Raw genomic sequence first — 16,544 nt, 5'->3', positions numbered from 1 at the left:
CGTTGGGCATCAGAGAGCGACTAACGCTTGTAGCTAAGAAAACGGTGATGGTTCAGACGAGCAGTGCGCTTACCAGCTCCACCCAGTAGCGTGCGCCTAGCGGCAATAGTGCATCGTTAAAGTCATAGCGCGGGTTGTGCAACGACGCGGACTCCTCGCCGTTGCCCATCCAGATATAAGCGCCTGGGCGCTCGGCAAGTAGAAACGAGAAATCTTCCGAGGCCATACTCGGCGGTGGATTACGCCGCACGTTATCGCTACCGAGTAAGCCTTCCAGCACCGTGGCGCAGTGCTGAGCATGTTCCGGCGTATTGATAGTGGCGGGGTAGCAACGCTGGTAGTCCAGCTCAACGGTTAAGCCGTGGAACTCAGCTAAGCTGGCAATCGCCTGCTTAAAGCGCGCCTCTAAGTGCTCTTTTAGCGCCATATCAAAGCAGCGCAGCGTGCCACGTAACGCCACCTGCTCGGGAATCACATTAAACGTATCCCCTGCGTTAATGCTGGTAAAACTCAGCACCGCTGATTTATCCGGGGGCGTTTCGCGGCTCACTAACCCTTGCAGTTGGCTGATCAATTGACAGCTTGCCAGCACCGTATCAATGCCCAAATGCGGCATCGCCGCGTGGCAGCCTTTACCGGTTAACGTCAGGCTGAAAATATCAAACGCGGCCATCACATCGGTATCGTGTACCGCCGCGACACCCACCGGCAGCCCAGGCCAGTTATGCAGCCCGTACACGGCATCCATCGGGAAGCGCTCAAACAGGCCCTCTTCGACCATCACCCGCCCGCCACCGGCGTTCTCTTCGGCAGGTTGAAAGATAAACACCACACGCCCTTTAAAATCCGGCTGCTGCTTTAGCGCCCAGGCAGCGCCTAACAGCATCGTGGTATGGCCATCATGGCCACAGGCGTGCATTTTTCCAGGCGTTTGCGAAGCGTAGGCAAGCGCCGTCTCTTCGCGGATATCCAGCGCGTCGATATCGGCCCGCAGGCCGATGGTTTTACCTTCACCCTGCTGGCCATCCAAGGCGGCAACCACTCCTGTGCCCGCGATGCCCGTGGTCACCTCAAAGCCCCACTCTGTCAGTAACGCTGCAATACGCGCGCTAGTGCGGTGCTCCTCGAAGGCCGTTTCAGGATGCTGGTGGAAATCGTGGCGCCAGTCGGCGAGCTCAGCGTTGTCCGGTAACTTAACTGAAGCAGTCATCGTCCTATCCTTAAAGCATTATGTGAGCGACAACGGCAGAGCCGATAAAGGTACCGGTGAAGACCAGCAGGGCAACAATCACCAGCTTCCAGCCGGTTTGCTTGAACATGGCAAACTCGCGCCCGGTAAGCGCTAGCCCTGCATAGGCCAACACGGGGGTTACCACAGCCAGGAAATCCACCTCGGCTAATCGCGCAATGATCCAGCCGTTGCCTGGAAAAAACGGCAGCGTGGCGATAATGCTAATCAGCGACACCCACGCCACGCTGGGCAAATAAAAGGGGCAAAAACGCCCGATTACCAAGCCGATGATGACCATGACATACAGAATCAGCATGCCGGGCAGTGCGTCTAACAAGGGCGAACCGTTGACTACGTTACTGAACCACGCCGACACGCACACTGCCGCTAGCACCAAGGCCGTTTTGCCGAGTTGGTTTTCTGGGCGCAGCTCTTTTAAGGCTTCAGCATCAAACTGATCAACGCTGCTTTCATGGGTTTTCATGACGAACCTCCTGACGCGAGCCTTTTAAGCGCTTGTACATCCACTCGGTAACCGGTAGCGCGATAAATAGTGAGATATATAGTCCTGTGGCATAGGTGAGCAGATTACTTGCCCCTGCAAAGGCCAGTAGTTCATCACGGGAACCCGGGACTGCTTCTGCTAACGCCGCCGAACATGCCGCTACCATGCTTCCACTACCCACTCCGCAGGCCATGGCCAGAGCACGAATATCGAGAATATCCAGTGAAGCGATATAGCCCGCCATCAAGGCAAAATAGAGCGTACCGAACATGGTGCCTACCACGTAGACGCCCATAATGCCGATGCCTTCAGGGCTTCGGAGCCCGTAACGGTCTGAGATAATGGCAATATTAGGTTCGCGAGCAATGGAATAGGTCGCGCCAATCGCTTCCCGGCCCATTTTGAGGACCAATACGGCAAAGGGCAGCGCGATCAGCATGGTGCCGAGATTGCCCAGCTCCTGAAGTATCAGCGCAGGGCCTGCGGCAATGATCTGCTCAATGGCGGGGCCAATGGTAGAACCGAACTTGGCAATAAAGGGCAGTATGGCGATGAGAATGATCGGGCCAGCCGCATTGCTGACCGGCTTGGGTATGACCTTACCCATTGCCGAGAAAAGGTGGGGGTTGAAGAGTACGCCAATGATAAAGGCGTAAATTAGAGGTAATAGCAGCAGTGTTCCCGGTCCGAGTGGAATGCGCACAATGCCTATCCACTCGGCAAACATTGACGTCACGATCACCATTAGGTGCAGACGCCAGTCCAGCAGTAGTTTGAGATCCATTGGAGTGTTCCTGTTTTTTTTAGTGTCACTCCGAGTATCGAAAAAGTTAGCGTTCCAATCATAGGGCTTTAGTGCGCTATTTTTTAGAACACGTATGCATCAAACATCGTGTATTGCTCGCCATACTGGCTGGAAGTGGCTAAACGCTTACCTCAAGTGGCGATGAAGAGACTCCACGGTCAAAGCACAGCAACCATACCACCACGGCTACGCCTGCGACGCCGGCAAGCGCTAAAAACGCCGCCTCATAGCTCAACCAACTCGCCACAATGCCCGCAAAACTAGCGCTGAGTGCCGCCCCGACGCCTTGCAGGGTCATTACTGCGCCTAACCCCATGTTCACCCGCCCCGTGCCACGCAGAATTTGTGCAACGATGCCGGGGGTAGCCACGCCTAATAACCCCGCGCCAATACCATCAAGGATTTGCACCGGAACAACGCTCCAAAGACCCGGAATAGTCGCGGCCATGACGCCACGGACAGGGAGCACAAGTAGCGCCACCAAAAACAGTAGCCAATAACCGTTTTTATGGGAGTACCAAGCCGCCAGAAGAGCCATAGGAATCATCGTTGCCTGGGCAATCACAACAGTACCGGCGGTATAGACGGCGGGATTCATCAGTTCGTTAGTCGCCACTCGCTGCCCCAGCAGCGGCAGCATGGCGGCGTTGCCTAGGTGAAATAGCAAGAGCGTAAACCCCACGACGAATAGCATGGGATGGCGACGGAACACCTCGGTAATACCTTCAAACTGGTGAGTATGTTTGCCCTGCCCACGAGCTTCTTTATAGTCGATCTCTTGCGGGTTGATATTTAACACCAAAAACACGGTAATGATGGCCATCAACGCCATCAAGTAAAACACCGCTTCAACGCCATAAAAATAGCCCGTCAATGCCGCCAGAACGGCTGCTGTGGCATTACCTGCATGGTTATAGGCTTGGTTTTGGCCTAATTGATGGGCAAGCCCTGCCTGACCCACCAAACCTAGTGTAAGGCTTAATATCGCGGGACCAATCGCAGCGGCGGCAATACCAGTCGCCACCTGCGAAAAGGTGATAAACCACGTCTGTGGCCATACCAGCAGCACTAAATTCACCACCGCCACAAGTAGCGCGCACCCCACCACCAATAAGCGCTTAAAGCGGGTGGCATCTGCCAACATGCCGGCAGGCGTGGTTGCCAACAGGCTCGCAAACCCGGCAACGGTCATTACAAAACCGATTTCATCCGGCGCCCAGCCAAGCGCCACTAAATAAATACCTAAAAAGGGGCCTAGGCCATCGCGGACATCGGCTAATGAAAAGTTCAAAATCGATAGCATCCGAGCCGAGCGATTAGAGTCAGGCCGTGCATTGTTCATGGAGATGTCCTATCACGTAAAAGCTGTTCAGGATGAGTGGACTAATTAGCCATACAGGCGTGCCGCTGGTAGGTTTTGATTAATATAAAGCTTATAACAAGCGCTTACGTGGATATGACAACAAGCTTTCAACGATGGAGAATGCTTAAAGCATAGTAACTGCTCACATCACCATTTATACTAAAGTCTAACAACCACCCATAAGAGTCTCTATGCCGATTACTTTGCCGCTACGGCGCCTTTGGACGCTGGATAAATTCGCCTATAGCCTGCGCGTTTTTATAGCGTTCAGCGGAGCTCTGTTGTTCAGCGGCTTGATGGGCGATGTAGCGCTAGTGATTCCACTTTTCCTGGGCATTATTGCCTGCGCGCTGTCTGAAACTGACGACAGCTGGCAAGGCCGCTTGCAAGCCCTGTTGGTAACGCTGGTATGTTTTACCTCGGCATCATTTATTGTCCAGTGGCTGTTTCCCTGGCCGTGGCTGTTTGTAGTCGGGCTGGGCCTTTCGACCTTTACCCTGATTATGCTCGGCGCTATCGGCCAGCGGTACGCCACTATTGCCTCTGGCACGCTGATACTGTCGATCTACTCAATGATCAATATCGAGCAGCACGGCGGGGTCGATGAAGACGTGGCGGCACGCCAGCTGCTGCTATTGGCGGGTGCGGCGTGGTACGGGCTAATTTCGGTGGTGTGGTGCGCGCTGTTCTCACGCCAGCCGGTCAAGCAGAGCATGGCGCGGGTGTACAAAGCGCTGGGTGAGTTTCTGATACTCAAATCGGCGCTGTTTGAACCGGTACGCGGTGTGGATGTAGAAGCCCGCCGGGTGGCCCTGGCGCGCCAGAACGGTAAAGTCGTTGATGCGCTCAACCAAGCTAAAGAAATGATTTTCAGGCGTTTAGAGGGCCAGCGCGGCGACCAGAAACTCAACCGCTACCTGCGTATCTACTTTATCGCCCAGGATATTCACGAGCGCGCCAGCTCCACCCACTACCCCTACAGCGCGCTCAGCAAAGCATTCTTTCACCACGATGTACTGTTTCGCTGTCAGCGGCTGCTGGATCAGCAGGGGCGCTCCTGCCGTCAACTGGCCAAATCACTGCTGCTCAACCGACCGTTCGACCACCAGCAGAGCGAAGAGGCGCTGGCTGACTTACACGCTTCCATTGAGAACTTGCGCGACCGGGGCAAGCCCGAATGGCGCCCGCTGCTGTACCCCCTAAGCGCCCTAGCTGACAACCTGGCCACGCTGGAAAACCAGCTCGCCAGCGCCCACAACCCTGGCGTCAGCGATGAACGCCGGGACAGCTCGCTGTTTGATCGCTCGCCGTCGAGCTTGCTGGAAGCGTGGAAGCGAGTGCGCTTGAACTTTACCCTTGGCTCGCCCACCTTTCGTCACGCGGTGCGGCTCTCTATCGCCCTCACTACTGGCTACGGGCTAATGCAGTGGATCGACCCTGAGCAAGGTTTTTGGATTCTGCTCACCACGCTGTTTGTCTGTCGGCCCAATTTTGCGACCACCCGGCGGTTCTTATCCCAGCGGATTATCGGCACGGTACTGGGTTTGGTGGTGGGATGGGCGTCGATCAGCCTCTTTCCGCACCCGCTAGTACAAAGCATAATCGCCGTGGCCGCCGGGGTTTCGTTTTTCGCCAACCGCGAAAAACACTACGTGATTGCCACGGCGTCCATCACCCTGCTGGTGCTGTGCAGCTTCAACCAAGTGGGCGACGGCTATAATCTCATCCTGCCGCGCCTACTCGATACCCTGCTGGGCTCGCTGATTGCGGGCTTGGCGGTGTTTTTTATCCTGCCCGACTGGCAGGGCCGGAGACTTTACCGGGAGGCCGCCAACGCGCTGACCAATCACCGCCGCTATCTGGACGAGATCATCCACCAGTACGAGGAGGGCAAACAGGATGACTTGGCCTATCGCCTAGCGCGGCGCAATGCTCATAACGCCGATGCAGCGCTCTCCACCCTGCTCACTAATATGCTCCATGAGCCGGGGCACTACCGCAAGCTGGACGCGGACAACGGGCTGCGCTTCCTGGTACTCTCCAACACCCTGCTTAGCCACCTCTCTGCGCTGGGCGCCCATCGCCACCAGTTGGCAGACGATGAAGACGACGCCACCCTGGTGCCGGTAGCAAAACGTATCGGTGAGCTGTTGGGCCAGATTGCGGAACGGTTACGCCAGCGCCAGCCGGTTGAGGCGCTAACGGATCAAGCCGCTGAACTGTTAGCCCAGTTAGAAGAGCAGAAAGCGGTAGCAGCAGACGAACAAGCGGTCACCCTCTACCGCCCTATCCAGAGCCAGCTACGTTTTATTACCGAACAACTGGCCCCGCTGGGCGAAGCCGCTAATCGATTGGTGGGAAGCGGCAATGAAGATCACACGCCAACCAGCGCCACCGCTAACGCCTAAACCTGCCCATAACGCCCTGCCGCTTCGCCCAACCAACGGCGCACCAGCACAGCAGTGATGTCTGCGTTGCCCTGTAGCGTTTGAGCGAGCGCTGTGACTCGCTCTAACAAATCGGCATCGCGCTCCAGGTCGGCAATTTTCATCTGTGCCAAACCGGTCTGGCGGGTGCCGAGCACTTCGCCGGGACCGCGAATTTCCAGGTCTTTCTCGGCGATGCGGAAACCATCGGTGGTTTCGCGCATCACCGCTAAGCGCTGGCGGGAGCTTTTCGACAGCGGTGGATGGTAGAGCAGTACGCAGAAGCTTTCTGTGCTGCCACGCCCAACCCGGCCGCGTAGCTGGTGAAGCTGGGAAAGCCCCAGCCGCTCGGGGTTTTCGATAATCATCAGGCTGGCGTTGGGGACATCTACCCCTACCTCAATCACCGTGGTGGCCACCAATAAGTCTAGCTCGCCCGCTTTGAAGGCGGTCATGACTTCGGCTTTCTCGCTTGATTTCATGCGCCCGTGAACCAACCCCACCGCCAGCTCAGGCAAGGCAACAGTTAGCTCGTCGCGGGTGACCTCGGCGGCCTGGCACTGCAACACCTCGGATTCATCAATCAAGGTACACACCCAGTAGGCCTGGCGGCCTTCGCTGCAGGCTAACTGTATGCGTTTCACGACTTCAGGGCGGCGCTCGTCGGGCACTACCACGGTTTTCACCGGTGTACGGCCGGGGGGTAGCTCATCGATCACCGAAACATCCAGATCCGCGTAGGCACTCATGGCCAGAGTGCGGGGGATCGGCGTGGCGGTCATAATCAACTGGTGCGGCGTCAGCCCACCCGCCTCGCCCTTCTCGCGTAGCGCTAAACGCTGATGCACGCCAAAGCGGTGCTGCTCATCAATAATCGCCAGCCCCAAACACTGGAAGTGCACATCGTCTTGAAACAGCGCGTGGGTACCCACCACCATGCGCGCGCGGCCATCGGCGATCGCCGCCTTGGCATCTAGCCGTGCTTTGCCTTTGAGCTTGCCCGCCAGCCACGCCACTTCGATGCCCAGCGGCTCAAACCAGGCTTTAAACGAGCGGTAGTGCTGCTCTGCGAGGATTTCCGTCGGCGCCATGATCGCCGCTTGGCAATTGCCCGCCAGGGCGCTCAGCGCGGCCATGGCGGCCACCACGGTCTTGCCCGAGCCGACATCGCCTTGAATCAGCCGCAACATCGGCGCCGGGCGGCTTAAATCGTGGCCGATCTCTTCCAGCACGCGGCGCTGGGCACCGGTTAAAGCAAAGGGCAACTGGGACAAAAAGCGTGCCTGCAGACTGCGTCCGGAAGGTAGTGTCGGCGCACCGTCCGCCTGAATACGTAGACGCACTTCGCGCAGACTGAGTTGGTGGGCGAGCAACTCTTCCAGCGCCAACCTGCGCGTAGCCGGGTGCTGACCGAAGGTTAACTGTTCGATATTCACATCAGGTGGTGGCTGGTGTAGTAAATGCAGGCTGGCGTGGAGGCCCGGTAGCTGAAAGCGCTGAAGTAGGGCATCGGGTATTACATCGGGCAAAGCTTCAGGGGCGTTGTCCAGTAAACCCAGCGCCTGCTGCGCCAGGGCACGTAGCCGCGGTTGGTTCAAGCCTTCGGTGGTGGGGTAAATGGGGGTGAAATACTCTTCCACCGGGGTTTCACTACCACTCAGACGATACTCGGGATGGTAGATCTCTAAACCGGTCGCCCCGGCCCGCGCTTCACCAAACGCCCGCACCGTGGCGCCGGGGCGCAGCTGTTGCTGCTGAGCGGGGGAGAAGTGAAAAAAGCGCAGGCTCAAAATACCGCTGGCATCGCGCAGGCGCACCAGCAGGCTGCGGCGGCGCCCTTTGACTACGTCGCAGGCGGTCACTTCGCCCTCTATCACCGCCTCCTGACCTGCACGCAGTAGGCCAATCGGTGTCAGCCGCGTGCGATCCTGATAGCGCAGCGGCAGGTGAAACAGTAGATCGCTCACCCGCTCGATCCCCAGCCGGCCCAGCTTCAGCGCCAGCGCTTCGCCCACGCCCTTCAGCGCGGTTATCGGCGCGGAGAGGGCGCTCATGGGGCGCTTTTCACGGCTTTGGTAGGTTGACGACAATGGCTGATCGCCTGAATCAGCGCCTCAATGGCTTTGGGCCGGGGAAAGCTCGCCCGCCAGGCGATCGCCACGGTACGTGACGGCGCTGGGTCAACAAACGGTCGACTCACCAGCATGGCATTTTCATACTGGTCGGTGCCCAGCGCTGACTGCGGCAGCACCGTGATACCCAAACGAGAGGCCACCATATGGCGAATAGTTTCCAACGAGCCGCCTTCGGCGATCAGCGTATTGTTGGGACTATTGAGCTTTTGGGTAATCGCCGGGCAGGCTTCCAAAATTTGATCGCGGAAGCAGTGACCTTCGCCAAGCAGCAGCAGCCGTTCTTCAAGCAAGTCCTCTTTGTTGATCGCTTCCCGCTCGACCCAGGGGTGGTTGGCGGGAATTAATACTTCAAAGGCTTCGTCGTAGATCGGTTTGGTTACCACATCGGTTTCGGTAAACGGCAGCGCGACAATAATCACATCCAGCTCGCCGCTTCTCAGCTTGGCGCGCAGCGTACCGGTCATACCCTCTTCAATATACAGCGGCATTTGCGGTGCTGCGTTAGCCAGGGCTGGCACCAGATGGGGAAACAGATAGGGCCCAATGGTGTAAATCGCGCCAATGCGCAGCGGGTTGGCCAGCTGATCTTTACCTGCGCTTGCGAGCTCAAAAATCAGGCTGCTCTGCTCCAGCACACGCTGGGCCTGGGCAACGATTTTTTCACCCAGCGGGGTAACCTGTACAGTGGACTTGGAGCGCTCAAATAGCGGCGTTTCGAGCTCTTCTTCCAGCTTTTTCACCGCCACCGAGAGCGTGGGCTGCGAAACGTGGCAGCGTTCTGCCGCCCGGCCAAAGTGACGCTCCTGGGCAAGGGTTACGATGTAGCGAAGTTCTGTTAAAGTCATAGCGGTGCCAGTGGCATCCTCTCGTAGCAGCTCGTGACTAGGGTTTGTATAAAATAGGATGTGTATGCAAGACCTAGCATCATGACCGTCAGCGGGATGGAAAAGGACAAGCAAGCTCTGCCGCCGGTTTTCATATCCGACAATCTCATATTTGGTAGAGACTTTGCATCTAATAGGGAATATTAATCAAGAGGAGTAAGCACGGTGAAGCTAACCGTACTGATTATCGGCTGTGGCGATATTGGGATCAACCTTGGGCGCGAACTGCTTGAGGAAGGACACCAGGTGATTGGCTTACGTCGCAACGTAGAAGCTTTACAAGGCACCGGGATTAAACCGCTAGCGTTAGACCTGGAGAGCCTTGAAGACGCCGATGCCAAGAGCTTGCCCCAAGCTGATTATGTGGTGTATACCGTCAGCGCTGACCGTTTCGAAGAGAGCGCCTATCAAAGCGCTTATCCTGACGGCTTAAAGCGCGTGTTGAGCGTGATGGAGCAGCACAAAACGCCGCCGCGTCGGGTGTTTTTTGTCTCATCAACCAGCGTACACGGCCAGCAGGAAGGCGAAGTGGTCAACGAAGAGACCCCGCCCGATTCGACCAGCTTCTCTGGCACGCTAATGTGCGAAGCCGAACAGGCGCTGATCAATCATGCGCTACCCGGTACGGTGGTGCGCTTTTCCGGCATTTACGGCCCAGGCCGCGACCGACTGATTCATCAGGTGGCTGAAGGTCGTGTGGCTGCAATCACGCCGGTGGTCTACTCCAACCGCATCCACCGCGACGACTGCACCGGCATTCTTGCCCACCTGATTCGCTATCAGGAGAGTGGTGAGACGCTGGCAGATATCTACCTAGGCAGCGACTGCGAACCGGTCACCATGCATAACGTCATGATGTGGCTGGCCGAGCAGCTTAAAGTAGAGGCTACTGAGACCATGCAGTCACCTTTACGCCGGCGAACTAGCAAGCGCTGCGATAACCAGCGCCTATTGAGCACTGGCTATCAGTTCCGTTTCCCCAGCTACCGCGAAGGTTATGCCCAGGTGCTGAAAGAGGGTGGTTTTCTAGAGCTCAATAAGGCTTAAGAAGCAACCTTAATCACCGATGACCATGACCGCTTCTGCTTCCACCTGGCTGCCTTTGGGCAGCGCTTTCACGCCGACCGCGGCACGGGCGGGGAAAGGAGCGGTGAAGAACTCTTCCATCACTTGGTTAACAATCGCAAAGTTATCCAAGTCCACCAGATACAGGTTCAGCTTGACGATATCGCTGAGTGAGCCCGCCGCTTCTTCACATACCGCTTGCAGGTTGGTGAAGACTTGGCGCGCCTGGGCTTCAAAATCCTCAGAGACAATCGCCATGGTGGCCGGATCCAGCGGAATTTGGCCGGAAAGATACACCGTGTTGCCCGCTTTAATGGCCTGGGAGTAAGGGCCGATAGCCGCAGGGGCTTTGCTGGTGTTGATAACAGCCTTATTGCTCATACGTTGGTTCGCTCCTGTAGTAGATAATGCTTAATTATTTGATACTGAAAAATAGCGATCGCTGCCGATTTTTATCGGCATATCGTGATAGTCGCCGTTAATTGGCGAGTCGGGTTATCTTGCCAACGTTGGGAAGATTACGGATGCGTTTAATGATGCGTGCCAAGTGCACGCGGCCTTTCACCGAAAGCGTCAGGTTAACGGTGGAAAGGTGGGCATCGCGTTCTTCAATGCCAATCCGTTCAATGTTGGCATCGGCATCGGTAACCAGCCCGGCAAGCTCTGCGACCAGCCCTCTCCGGCTCTCAATTTCTATGCGCAGCGCAACCGGGAAGTCTTCATCAATGGTATCCGACCACGCCAGCGCGAACAGCTTATCGGGGTCGTTTTTATCGGCAAAGTTCTTATCAATCACATTTTTACACTCGGCGCGATGCACCACCAAGCCTTTACCCGTAGAGAGATGGCCGACCACCGGGTCGCCCGGCAGCGGATGGCAGCAGCGGGCAAAGTTGACCACCATGCCTTCACTGCCGCTGATCATCACGGCTTTGCTGCCTTCAACGTCCACTGAATGCTCGTAAGTATCGCCGTGAGCGGCAGCCACTAGCCGCCGTGCCACCACATGGGTCATGCGGTTACCTAGCCCCAGCGACTCCAAGAGTGACTCTTCGGAAGAGACATCCAGCTCTTTGAAGGCCCGCTTAAGGGCGCTCTCATCCAGCTCTTCCAGGCTGGTATCAAACGGCGCCAGGGCTTTGTTGAGCAAGCGCCGCCCTAACATGACCGCTTCGGTCTGCTGCTGATACTTCAGCGCGTGGCGTATCGCCGAACGCGCCTTTGCGGTGGTCACAAAGTTCAACCAGGCAAGATTGGGCTTGGCACCGGGGGCGGTGATAATTTCCAACGTCTGGCCGCTCTCTAAGCGCGTCGAGAGCGGCGCCAAATGGCGGTCAATACGGCAAGCGATGCAGTTATTACCGATATCCGTGTGCACCGTGTAGGCGAAGTCGATCACGGTCGCGCCCTGGGGCAACTCCATAATGTCGCCTTTAGGCGTGAACACGTAGATATCATCGGGGAACAGGTCGTTTTTAACGTGTTCGATAAATTCCAATGAATCCCCGGCGTGGCGCTGCATTTCCAGCAGCCCTTTTACCCAAGCGCGGGCCCGGGCGTGGCTGCCTTCGGCAATCGGATGCGAGGTCTGACCCGCCTTGTAAAGCCAGTGGGCGGCGATGCCGTTATTGGCCATGGCTTCCATTTCGCGGGTACGTATCTGCACTTCAATGGGCATACCGCGGGAGCCAAATAGGGTGGTGTGCAGACTCTGGTAGCCGTTGGCTTTGGGAATCGCGATATAGTCTTTAAAGCGCCCGGGCACTGGCTTATAAAGGTTATGCACCACGCCCAAAATACGGTAGCAGCTGGCCACATCTTCGGTAATGATGCGAAACCCAAACACGTCCATGATTTCCGTAAAGGGCTTACGCTGGTCGCGCATCTTTTTATAGATCGACAGCAGATGCTTCTGGCGCCCAATTACCGTGCCATTAAGCGCGTCGTCGTCGAGGCTTTTTTGCAGCGACGACTGAATCTCACGCATGGCACTGCGCCGGTTCCCCCGCGCTTTAGCGACAGCGCGCTTAATGCGCTCGGAACGCATGGGGTGGATCGCTTGAAAGGAGAGATCCTCAAGCTCAACGCGAATAGTGTTAATACCCAGCCGCCCGGCAATACGGGCATATATTTCCAGGGTTTCACGGGCAATTCGGCGCTTCTTATCCGGGCGTAGGGCGCCCAGGGTGCGCATATTGTGCAGCCGGTCGGCCAGCTTAACGATGATGACGCGAATATCCCGCGACATCGCCAGCACCATCTTTTGGAAGTTTTCCGCCTGAGCAACGGCTTTGTCTTCAAAGGTGATTTGGGTAAGTTTAGATACCCCATCCACCAATTCGGCTACCGGTTTGCCAAACTGTGACTCCAGGGCTTTTTTGGAAACGCCGGTGTCTTCGATAACATCGTGCAGCATGGCGGCCATCAGGCTTTGATGATCCATGTGCATATTGGCAAGAATATTCGCCACCGCCAGCGGGTGGGTAACATAAGGCTCACCGGAACGGCGCCGCTGGCCGTCGTGAGCCTGCTCAGCGTAGTAAAAGGCGCGTTTGACCTGCTGGATTTCATCCGAGGGTAAATAGCCGCCGAGTCGATCGGCCAGGTCATCAATGGTGAACATCTACCGCGCCTCTATCGGTGTCGTTGAAAACGTTAGTCGTCGATATGAGTAGGCGCCATAGCCGGGCGCGGACGAACAGCGGCTTCAACGGGCTCGTCGAGCACGGTGTGATCGACCAGACCTGCGGCAATTTCACGCAGTGCCATCACTGTGGGTTTATCGTTTTCCCAAGGTAGCAGGGCATCGCGGGAGCCGCGCGCCAGCTGGCGAGCACGCTGGGTGGAAATCATTACCAGCTTGAAACGGTTTTCAACATTTTCAAGACAATCTTCAACGGTTACGCGAGCCATGGGAGCCTTCCTGTTATGACGGAACCGGGCCGACACCGTTTAAGCGTTGAAAACGGCGTCGACCCAGCGAAAAAAAAGATGTAGAACCAGATAGATTACTCGACCGTAGGCGCCTGTGACAAGAGCGCAGCCAACAGCGGCGCGTGTCGCTCGCTCATTACCGGTCGACTCAAACGGCGACTGATCACCAGCGACTGTAACTCCTGCAGCGCCGTGGTGAAGTCATCGTTAACAACGAGGTAATCATATTCGTGGTAATGGGACATTTCACTAACCGCATCGCGCATGCGACGAGCAATCACTGCATGCTCATCGGTACCGCGGCTAGCAAGGCGTCGCTCAAGCTCGTTGCGCGACGGCGGCAGAATAAAAATCGATACCGCATCCGGCATTTGCTCGCGCACCTGATGAGCGCCCTGCCAGTCGATTTCCAGAATCACATCCTGCCCTGCCGCCAGCAATACCTCTACCGCCTGGCGTGAGGTGCCGTAGTAATTATCAAATACTTTGGCATACTCAAAGAACTCACCCCGCGCGATCATCGCTTCAAACTCGGCCACATTGGTGAAATGGTAATTCACGCCATCCACCTCACCCTCGCGCTTGGCACGCGTAGTGTGCGACACCGACACTTGAATCCCATCCAGGCTTTCGATTAGCTCACGCACCAAGCTAGTCTTGCCAGCACCCGACGGGGCAGAAACGATAAACAGCGTACCTTGGGACATGAAGTACTTTCCCTTCAGTTAGCGAAAATAAGCAGCGGAAAACGTAGTAAACGCTAGTAAAGTGACTGCAGCAGAGCAGCAAGGCTGCGCAGTATCGCACACCCAGCGCGACGACTGTAGCGTTGGCGGTGACATACAGGGAGGTAGACATGCGCAGTACGCTATTTATATTAGGCCTAATTGCACTGGGCGTAGCCCTGCAAAAAGGCCTTATAGAGATTCCCCGCCACTGGGCGCCCTGGGCACCGCTGCATATTGATGACCCTATCACCCCGGTGACTAAACTTAAGCTAAGCCGCCTAGCGGATGACCGAGAGGGCTGTTTAGCGGCATTAGATACCGTTCCTGATGGCGAACTTAGCTACATGCCGTTAGCAGATTACTCCCCTACGGCAAGCTGCCCGCTTACCAATGTCGTGCGCATGCAATCCAGCGACGTTTCTTTTAACCAGAGTTTTGTGGCGACCTGCCCCTTGGCGCTGGCCTGGGTCATGTATGAGCACCATGCGTTACAGCCTGCAGCGGAAGAGATTATGGGTAGCCGGGTAAGCCAGGTTAACCACGTGGGTAGTTTTGCCTGCCGTAATGTTTACGGGCGTGAAACCGGCCGACGCAGCGAACACGCCACCGCCGAAGCGCTGGATGTAACGGGGTTTCAATTTGAGAATGGGCAGCGCATTACGCTGATCAACCATTGGGATGATGAAGGCGAGGTGGGGGAGTTCTTACGGGCCGCCCGAGATGGGGCCTGCGATGCCTTTGGCAACGTGCTAGGGCCTGACTACAACGCCGCACATGCCGACCACTTTCATATGGGCATGCGCGGATTTAGGCTGTGTCGCTAATGGATCAACACCTACTTATTCCAGGTTGATGTCATCAGCATCTGTGGCGGCACCCGTTGCAGCACCAACGCCACCGCCGATAACGGCGCCTTGAACGACGCTACCACCGGTGACGGCGGCGGCACCCGCGCCAACGGCCGCACCAATACCGGCACCGCTAGAGGCACGCTCTCCGGTAGTGGTACCGCAGCCGGCCAGGCCAATGGTTAACGCCATTACCGCGCCGAGTGTCGCTATACGTGTCGAATTCAATACCTGAATCTGCATGGTCATCTCCTTATGGGTTACTGCTCTTACACATTAGAGAGAATTCGACTTTTTAGCCATGTTAATTATCACTGTTCGATAACCATGCAGCGTCAGGCACGCTGGGTCACGGCGCCATAGGTACGCTTTTCCAGCCAGCGCCCAGCGACAAAAATCACCAGCCCGCAGAGCGCCAAGCTAGCGCCCACTAAGCCAGTGCTTGACCAGCTAAAGCCCGCACTGATGGCCAACCCCGCCAGCCATGCACCTAACGCATTGGCGCCGTTAAAGGCCGCGTGGTTAAGCGAGGCCGCCATGGTTTGGGCGTCTTCAGCCACATCCATTAAGCGGGTTTGCAGCGAGGGCGCCAGCGCCATACTGGTGCCTACCAAGCCGACGAATAGCAGCCCTGTCCAAACGTTATTAGCGGCAAAGTAAAACAGCCCCTGAACCACCCCACACCAGAGCAGGATGGTCGGAATCGCACGCATCAGGTTTTTATCTGCCATGCGCCCGCCGATTAAATTACCGGCAATCGAGCCCAGGCCGAAGATCACCAGTACCAACGGCCCCAGGGCTTCGCTCATACCAGCTTGCTGGGTCAATGTCGGCATCACATAGCTAAAAATAGCGAACATGCCGCCGCAGCCAATGCAGGCGAGCGCCAGCGTGACCAAAACGCGCTGCTTAAGCAGCGCTGTCAGCTCACGTACCGGGCTTGCAAGATCATCAACAGGCTGCACCGGTACATATAGGCGAATCAACACGGCGGTAAGCAACGCAATGCCCCCAACGCCTGCAAAGGCGATCTGCCAGCCAAACAGATTGCCCGTCCAGGTGCCTAGCGGTGCGCCAATCAAAATCGCTACGGTTAAACCCATCATCACCCGAGAAATAGCCCGCGCCCGTTGGTCAACCGGTACCGCCCCCGCCGCCACTAGCGCCGCGATGCCAAAATAGGCGCCGTGGGGCAAGCCCGCCAGAAAACGCAGGCCGACAAATGACCAAAAACCCGGCGCCATGGCACTGGCAATATTGCCCGCTGCAAACACCAGCATCAGGATAATCAATAGCAGCCGTCTTGGCGCGCGCGCGGCCAGCGCCGAAATCAGCGGCGCGCCGACCACCACGCCCAGGGCGTAGCTGCTTATTGCATAACCCACTTGAGGCACGGTGACGGCTAAATCACCCGCGACACGGTTCATCAAGCCCATAATGACGAACTCGCTGGTGCCAATCCCAAAGCCACCCAGCGCCAACACAAACTCGGCCAAACGCGGGTTACGCGCTAGCCCTTGAGACGACGGTGCTGTCGAATTCTGCATGCTTATCTCCTTGGGATACCGCCCTGTTGGTATCTCGATTAGCGCTAAATGATCGCAGGATTAGACGAAAGTA

The 16,544-nt window shown here is 56.7% G+C and carries 15 protein-coding genes; 3 read left to right on the top strand and 12 right to left on the bottom strand.

Going from position 1 to position 16,544, the window contains the following annotated elements; genetic code table 11:
• Positions 1–52: 52 nt before the first annotated feature.
• From ACT3UM_RS05805 to ACT3UM_RS05790, 4 genes are all read right to left on the bottom strand, one after another.
• Complete coding sequence (locus tag ACT3UM_RS05805; RefSeq protein WP_498896933.1) at positions 53–1,210, bottom strand: M20 aminoacylase family protein; 1,158 nt, start codon at positions 1,208–1,210, stop codon at positions 53–55.
• Between the two features lie 10 nt (positions 1,211–1,220).
• Positions 1,221–1,715, bottom strand: coding sequence for a hypothetical protein (locus tag ACT3UM_RS05800; RefSeq protein WP_498896931.1), 495 nt, complete (start codon positions 1,713–1,715; stop codon positions 1,221–1,223).
• Positions 1,702–2,520, bottom strand: a complete 819-nt coding sequence (locus ACT3UM_RS05795) for a DUF3100 domain-containing protein (RefSeq protein ID WP_498896929.1) — start codon at positions 2,518–2,520, stop codon at positions 1,702–1,704. The genes ACT3UM_RS05800 and ACT3UM_RS05795 overlap by 14 nt, the downstream gene beginning before the upstream one ends.
• A gap of 139 nt (positions 2,521–2,659) precedes the next feature.
• Positions 2,660–3,883, bottom strand: a complete 1,224-nt coding sequence (locus tag ACT3UM_RS05790; RefSeq protein WP_498896927.1) for an MFS transporter — start codon at positions 3,881–3,883, stop codon at positions 2,660–2,662.
• Positions 3,884–4,095: 212 nt separating this feature from the next.
• Here ACT3UM_RS05790 and yccS point away from each other — a divergent pair, with 212 nt between their 5' ends.
• Entirely contained in the window at positions 4,096–6,312 is a 2,217-nt protein-coding gene (gene yccS / locus ACT3UM_RS05785; protein ID WP_498896925.1) for a YccS family putative transporter, read from the top strand.
• On the opposite strand, the gene recG is transcribed toward yccS, so the two are convergent.
• Positions 6,309–8,384 carry an ATP-dependent DNA helicase RecG gene (gene recG, locus ACT3UM_RS05780; RefSeq protein WP_498897223.1) on the bottom strand — a complete coding sequence of 692 codons (2,076 nt, stop codon included), beginning with the start codon at positions 8,382–8,384 and terminating at the stop codon, positions 6,309–6,311. The genes yccS and recG overlap by 4 nt on opposite strands.
• Positions 8,381–9,310 carry a hydrogen peroxide-inducible genes activator gene (locus ACT3UM_RS05775; protein ID WP_035582267.1) on the bottom strand — a complete coding sequence of 310 codons (930 nt, stop codon included), beginning with the start codon at positions 9,308–9,310 and terminating at the stop codon, positions 8,381–8,383. Before ACT3UM_RS05775 ends, recG begins: the two co-directional genes overlap by 4 nt.
• A gap of 204 nt (positions 9,311–9,514) precedes the next feature.
• On the opposite strand from ACT3UM_RS05775, the gene ACT3UM_RS05770 reads away from it, so the two are divergent.
• On the top strand, positions 9,515–10,396 hold the full coding sequence (locus ACT3UM_RS05770) for an SDR family oxidoreductase (RefSeq protein ID WP_498896923.1): 882 nt from the start codon (positions 9,515–9,517) through the stop codon (positions 10,394–10,396).
• Between the two features lie 9 nt (positions 10,397–10,405).
• Here the strand turns inward: ACT3UM_RS05770 and ACT3UM_RS05765 are convergent, their stop codons facing one another.
• From ACT3UM_RS05765 to gmk, 4 genes are all read right to left on the bottom strand, one after another.
• Positions 10,406–10,795, bottom strand: coding sequence for a RidA family protein (locus ACT3UM_RS05765; protein ID WP_022521094.1), 390 nt, complete (start codon positions 10,793–10,795; stop codon positions 10,406–10,408).
• Positions 10,796–10,892: 97 nt separating this feature from the next.
• A complete protein-coding gene (locus ACT3UM_RS05760) occupies positions 10,893–13,037 on the bottom strand; it encodes a RelA/SpoT family protein (RefSeq protein ID WP_498896920.1) in 2,145 nt (714 codons plus the stop codon).
• Between the two features lie 32 nt (positions 13,038–13,069).
• Entirely contained in the window at positions 13,070–13,327 is a 258-nt protein-coding gene (gene rpoZ / locus ACT3UM_RS05755) for a DNA-directed RNA polymerase subunit omega (protein ID WP_007112267.1), read from the bottom strand.
• A gap of 95 nt (positions 13,328–13,422) precedes the next feature.
• Positions 13,423–14,055: a guanylate kinase gene (gene gmk / locus ACT3UM_RS05750; protein WP_035582274.1), complete on the bottom strand. Its 633-nt coding sequence runs from the start codon at positions 14,053–14,055 to the stop codon at positions 13,423–13,425.
• Positions 14,056–14,204: 149 nt separating this feature from the next.
• On the opposite strand from gmk, the gene ACT3UM_RS05745 reads away from it, so the two are divergent.
• A complete protein-coding gene (locus tag ACT3UM_RS05745; RefSeq protein ID WP_498896918.1) occupies positions 14,205–14,900 on the top strand; it encodes an extensin-like domain-containing protein in 696 nt (231 codons plus the stop codon).
• 15 nt (positions 14,901–14,915) lie between these two features.
• On the opposite strand, the gene ACT3UM_RS05740 is transcribed toward ACT3UM_RS05745, so the two are convergent.
• Both ACT3UM_RS05740 and ACT3UM_RS05735 read right to left on the bottom strand, forming a co-directional pair.
• A complete protein-coding gene (locus ACT3UM_RS05740; protein ID WP_498896916.1) occupies positions 14,916–15,167 on the bottom strand; it encodes a YMGG-like glycine zipper-containing protein in 252 nt (83 codons plus the stop codon).
• Between the two features lie 92 nt (positions 15,168–15,259).
• Positions 15,260–16,471, bottom strand: coding sequence for an MFS transporter (locus ACT3UM_RS05735; protein ID WP_498896913.1), 1,212 nt, complete (start codon positions 16,469–16,471; stop codon positions 15,260–15,262).
• Positions 16,472–16,544: the final 73 nt, after the last annotated feature.

Source organism: Halomonas sp. AOP13-D3-9 (assembly GCF_052379125.1).
Lineage (GTDB): Bacteria > Pseudomonadota > Gammaproteobacteria > Pseudomonadales > Halomonadaceae > Vreelandella.
Note: the sequence above shows the minus strand (reverse complement) of the source record. Positions and strands in the feature narration are given on the sequence as shown.

Bases quoted from the DNA above. Each gene is read 5' to 3' on its own strand.
- ACT3UM_RS05805 (WP_498896933.1), bottom strand. From the start codon at position 1,210: ATGACTGCTTCAGTTAAGTTACCGGACAACGCTGAGCTCGCCGACTGG.
- ACT3UM_RS05795 (WP_498896929.1), bottom strand. From the start codon at position 2,520: ATGGATCTCAAACTACTGCTGGACTGGCGTCTGCACCTAATGGTGATC.
- gmk (WP_035582274.1), bottom strand. From the start codon at position 14,055: ATGTCCCAAGGTACGCTGTTTATCGTTTCTGCCCCGTCGGGTGCTGGC.
- ACT3UM_RS05765 (WP_022521094.1), bottom strand. From the start codon at position 10,795: ATGAGCAATAAGGCTGTTATCAACACCAGCAAAGCCCCTGCGGCTATC.
- ACT3UM_RS05745 (WP_498896918.1), top strand. From the start codon at position 14,205: ATGCGCAGTACGCTATTTATATTAGGCCTAATTGCACTGGGCGTAGCC.
- ACT3UM_RS05735 (WP_498896913.1), bottom strand. From the start codon at position 16,471: ATGCAGAATTCGACAGCACCGTCGTCTCAAGGGCTAGCGCGTAACCCG.
- ACT3UM_RS05760 (WP_498896920.1), bottom strand. From the start codon at position 13,037: ATGTTCACCATTGATGACCTGGCCGATCGACTCGGCGGCTATTTACCC.
- ACT3UM_RS05740 (WP_498896916.1), bottom strand. From the start codon at position 15,167: ATGCAGATTCAGGTATTGAATTCGACACGTATAGCGACACTCGGCGCG.
- ACT3UM_RS05775 (WP_035582267.1), bottom strand. From the start codon at position 9,310: ATGACTTTAACAGAACTTCGCTACATCGTAACCCTTGCCCAGGAGCGT.
- recG (WP_498897223.1), bottom strand. From the start codon at position 8,384: ATGAGCGCCCTCTCCGCGCCGATAACCGCGCTGAAGGGCGTGGGCGAA.
- ACT3UM_RS05790 (WP_498896927.1), bottom strand. From the start codon at position 3,883: ATGAACAATGCACGGCCTGACTCTAATCGCTCGGCTCGGATGCTATCG.
- rpoZ (WP_007112267.1), bottom strand. From the start codon at position 13,327: ATGGCTCGCGTAACCGTTGAAGATTGTCTTGAAAATGTTGAAAACCGT.
- ACT3UM_RS05800 (WP_498896931.1), bottom strand. From the start codon at position 1,715: ATGAAAACCCATGAAAGCAGCGTTGATCAGTTTGATGCTGAAGCCTTA.
- yccS (WP_498896925.1), top strand. From the start codon at position 4,096: ATGCCGATTACTTTGCCGCTACGGCGCCTTTGGACGCTGGATAAATTC.